Source organism: Gilvibacter sediminis, assembly GCF_028561565.1.
In the GTDB taxonomy this organism is placed as follows: Bacteria; Bacteroidota; Bacteroidia; order Flavobacteriales; family Flavobacteriaceae; genus Gilvibacter; species Gilvibacter sediminis.
The window spans coordinates 1-4,944 of record NZ_JAQQTE010000021.1; the positions used below are offsets into that span (position 1 = coordinate 1).

At 46.4% G+C, this 4,944-nt stretch carries 2 protein-coding genes; both read right to left on the bottom strand.

Annotated features, from left to right (window positions below; translation table 11 throughout):
* On the bottom strand, window positions 1-4,510 hold a 4,510-nt coding region (locus tag POW22_RS12190), incomplete at its 3' end, for a PKD domain-containing protein (RefSeq protein ID WP_272832984.1).
* Between the two features lie 108 nt (window positions 4,511-4,618).
* On the bottom strand, window positions 4,619-4,944 hold a 326-nt coding region (locus POW22_RS12195), incomplete at its 5' end, for a T9SS type B sorting domain-containing protein (RefSeq protein ID WP_272832985.1).

A 4,944-nucleotide genomic window follows, 5' to 3' on the forward strand; every position in this document is an offset into this window, starting at 1 on the left:
AGGCATCTGCCTCGCTTAAGTGGTAGCTCAGATCCAGCGTCGCTGGGTCTTGGGTGCCGTAGATCTCCGGATCCTTCGTCGTTAGATCAAACACCGCGATGCCGTCGTCGTCGTCATCACAGATCACAAAGTCTTCAATCTCCAGAGGAAGCTCTGGGGAGTTCAGTACGATCAGCTCCAACTCTACGATGGCAAAGCAGCCCGTTAGGGTGTTCTCTACTCTAGCGTATACGATCTGGCTGTAGGCCACGATGTTCGCATAAGGAGATACTAGTGGGAACAGATTACTTTGCGCATCTGCCAGGGTCTCGTGGTAGCTCACCACGACATCCGGCTCGCCGTTAATGATCTCGATGTCTCTATCGGTCAGTATAAAACTGTCCACAAAACCGTCGTTGTCTGCATCACAGATCTCAATCGGGGTGGGATCTGGGGTTGGACTCGGTTGTGGGTTTACTCTTAAGTCTAAGGTCACCACATCACTCACAAAACAGCCCGTGTCTGGGTCTTCTACCCGCACAAAGATCGTTTGTGGGTTGCTCGTGTTGGTGTAAGGACTCGTCAGTGGGTTGTCTCCAGCATCGGCATCCGCAGCAGTCTCGTGGTAGGTCACAATCAAAGAAGTGTCACCGCCTGTGATCTCTGCCGTGGCCAGCTCCAAGTCAAACTCCTCTACCTCGTCGCCCGGATTGTTCACATCACAAAGCTCTAGCGGTGTTGGTGGGAAGACCTCAGGTGGGAAGTTGACTATCAACTCTAAGGTCGTGGTGGAAGTACACATATTGGTGTTGTCCGTCACCAAGACAAAGACCGTCTGTGGGTTGGTCAAGTTGGTATAGGCCGTAGCCGGAGCGATCAGCGAAGTGAAGGCCGCATCCTCATAATATTCTACCGTGTAATCCGCAGGATCCAAACCATCCAAAATCTCTGGATCTTTCACCGTCAAGTCAAACACCACAATGCCGTCGTCGTTGTCGTCGCAGGCTAAAAGAGGCTCGGGGTCAGCGATCTGAGGCGTGTCTAATACAATCAACACTAATTCCACAATGTTGAAACAGGCATCCCCAGTTGTAACTGCGTTTTCAACGCGAGCGTAAACGGTCTGTGTACCGAATACAATATTGTTATACGGACTGGTCAAGGCTAGGACTCCGAAAGTAGCATCAGCCAAAGTCTCGTGATAAGTCACGATCACGTCTGGAGCTCCACCGGTGATTTCTAGTGTAGCATCATCCAAAGTAAATACACCAAAGCCGTCATTATCGGGATCACAGTATTCCAAAGGTGTTGGTGTAATTGCCGTTGGTGCATCAAGTACCTCTAAATCTAAAGAAGTTGTTGCATAACAACCCGTGGTTACGGATTCCACACGAACAAAAATGGTCTGTGGATTGCTAATGTTGGTATAAAGCGTTGGTAAAGGAGCTGTTCCTGCATCGGCATCTGCCAATGTTAGGTGGAAACTCACCGCCAAATCTGTATCGCCTGCAGTGATCTCAGGAATCTTCACCGTAAGATCAAACTCCGTAAACCCATCTGCTACGCCCGTATCACAGAGCACATAAGGTTCTGGATCAACAGGGACAGGATCTGGTGGGTTATTGATAACAAACGGTCCTGGGATAACCTCAGTACAATCGTTCAGTGTAATGGTCACGTCCGTAACCGTCCCAGCTAACACACCTCCAACTACAACGGTTCCAGTACCATCTGCAGTGAATATTGCAGCGGCAATAGGAGTTCCGTCTAAAGTATAGCCAACGCTGTAATTAAATCCAGCGGTCAATCCTGTAATTGTAATTGTACCACCAGGACCGCAAATGGTCGAGTCTGATACACTCACAGCAGGAGTTAAAATAGGATCATTAAGAACGTAAGGCCCTGGGTCTACAGTAATACAAGGTGTGGATTCCACGGTGATATCAGTGTAAGTACCGCTATCCAAAGTTCCGATGATAATGTCTCCGGCAGCATCCGTCGTAAATGGTGCAGGACCTACCACCACACCATCTACCGTATAGGTGACGTTATAGGTCGTAGAAGGATCCAATCCGCTTAAAGTAATAACCCCATCAGAATCACAAAGGATCAAATCCGTAGTGGTTACTGTGAAGGTAAGCGGTGGATACGTAATGTTATATGGTCCTGGGTCAACAATAGAACAAGCACCTTGTTCCACAGTAACATCAGTGTAAGTTCCTTCTGCCAATCCAGTAATAATGATATTTCCAGCACCATCTGTTGTATAGCTTACTGGACCAACAACCACACCATCCACGGTATAAGTAACATCATAAGTTTCACCCGGATTCAGCCCAGAAATGGTTAGCGTACCATCTGGTGCACAGGTAGGTGGGTCTGAAGTGGTAACGGTAAAGGCAAATCCTGGGTAAGCCAGAATATAAGTACCTCCATCAAAAGCATCACATCCGCCTAAGGAAACATTGATTGAAGTGTAAGTTCCCTGATCCAATCCAGTGATGGTAAACTCACCAGCGGCATCTGTAGTGTAATTCACCGGACCAACCACAACACCGTCTACAGTGTATGTAACCTCATAAGTGGTTGAAGGATTCAGTCCTGTAAAAGTTAAAATTCCGTCTGCTGTACAACCTGTTGGTTGCGTAGCCGTAACCGTGTAAACAGGAGCTCCTGGATCAATAAGCGTCACGACATCATCAGCCATAAAATCACAACCCAATGCGTTGGTTAGTGCAAAGGCATCATAAACACCGGCATCTAAACCAGTGATCAAAATATTTCCTAGTACGTCTGATGTAAGTGTCAAGGGTCCGACGGGTACACCATCGTCCTCATAGGTAATATCATAAGTTGTGGATGGTACGAGGTTGGAAATAGTAACAAATCCATCATCGCCACCGCAAACGGTAGGATTAGTTCCTGTAAAGCGGATCAAGGTTGGCGTAGTAATAACCCCAGACCCTGTAAAGTCGGCAAAAGTATAATAGTAAACAAAGGACTCTGATTCTCCTGGATTGAGTGTCCCAACATTTACGGCAATGGAAATAGCCTCATCTGCAGTGTTTGTAGCTCCTTCTGCTTGAGTAAAACCAATTCCATTCCATACGTCGGATGGATCTCTGTTTGCAAATCCACCAAAAGTAACTCGGGAACGATCGTCTCGAGCATAAAAACATACGTTAGACCCGTCAGCATCTGGTTGAGAAGCCGCTAAAGGATCTTGGAATGCACAAACGAAAGCTAAAGGATCTGCAGCATCCGCTTGAGAAATGATCTCATTGTTCGTAACAAAACTTCCATTGATGGATTGGTTGTTATCTGGATCTACGTTGTGCATCCAGAAAATATCGTTTTTAGGAACAGCTCCAACATTGGTCAAGATGGTTTCCATCTGAATGAAAAGACCAAAACCGGTTACAATAATGCGTCGGTCTATTTGGATGTCATCGATCTGTCCAGACCAATTGATCACCGCCAATTCTCCACTACAAGGATCAGACTCGATAGAGGCTGAAGTGATCGAACCAGGAATATCAAATATAGGTGGTGGTGAACCTGTAGAAGCTCGGTTATTATTGTAGGCAATACCATCGATCTCTATTGCAAAACCTTCTTCTGGAGAACCTGGGGTAAAGTAACATCCGTCATAATCCACCCAGTTGTCTCGCTGCGGATTTGCAATATATCCAAAAAGCCCATTCACATCTCGCGGGTCGTGAAAGAGTGGTGGCGCAGATCCTGCTGGTGCTCCAAACACACCATTTTGAACCACACCAACTTCCATGTAGGATCCTCGTGCAAAAGCCACGTCTCCCACCATCATGGCTTCCAGGTCTCCATTACCAATAATACACTGGACCCCGATATTGTTTGAACTTGAACAGCCCGTAGCGTCCGTAACCGTTAAATTGACAAAGTATATCCCACTGGTCGCATAAGCGTGATTGACGGTTGTCCCAGTATCTGTAGTTCCGTCTCCAAAATCCCAAGTATAAGTAGCTCCTGTACCGTCTACTCCAAAGATCCCACTCCCGTTAAAGGTGATATTGTCTAATGGATCGGCCACAATAACTCCAGCAACATCTGCGGGAACAGAACTGTCGAATACTGCAGTGACCAGTTGACAACAAGATATGTTAGCATTCCAACCGGCTCCAAAGATCACTGCATCCGATTGGAAGCGTATTGTTAAACAACCCGATGGATCCGATGCTTCAACAAAACCAGGGCTCACAGCACCGGTAAAAGTTCCAATCAATGGCGAAGCAGTGTCTGGCCCGTCATAGATTTCCATAGAATCTCCCGTAGCCAGGTTGAAGGCGGTAAAATCCAATTCAATTCCAAGGCCTGGAATATCGGAACATAATGTTATCGTAAAATCCTCATTATTAGCGTAGGCACCAACGGTTCCTCCCGAATCTGTAAAGTTTCCAACACAGGTATTGAAAGTTCCATCTTGCATGAGAATGGTTTGGGACCAACCAGCATATGAAAGACAGAAAAAGAGGAGTAAAAGGAGCTTTTTCATGGTAGGTATTTTAGCTTTCAAATATATCGATCATTCTTCGGCACGAAGGCAAAAGTTAAACAAATTCTATGATTAACACCTTTTATTAACATATTTATTGACCAAGAGTTACCTTTTTAAGCTGAAATGTCCTTTAAACTCTTTGTTTATCCCGTCTTCCTGATAGATCACTTGGAACCAGTAATCACTCGATGGCATCGGGTTACCGTTGTAGGTTCCGTCCCAACCAGGCCCCAGTGGACTGAGCTGTTTGAGCAGCTTTCCGTAGCGGTCGTAGATGTAGATCTGCGCCGTTGGATTGCTGGCGATTCCTATGATGTTCCAGGTGTCGTTAAAGCCGTCTTGGTTTGGCGTGAAGAACAGTGGATAGTCAATCACTCCTACCGGGATGCTCACGCTTCCACAACCGTTCTGATCCACGATGGTCACAATGT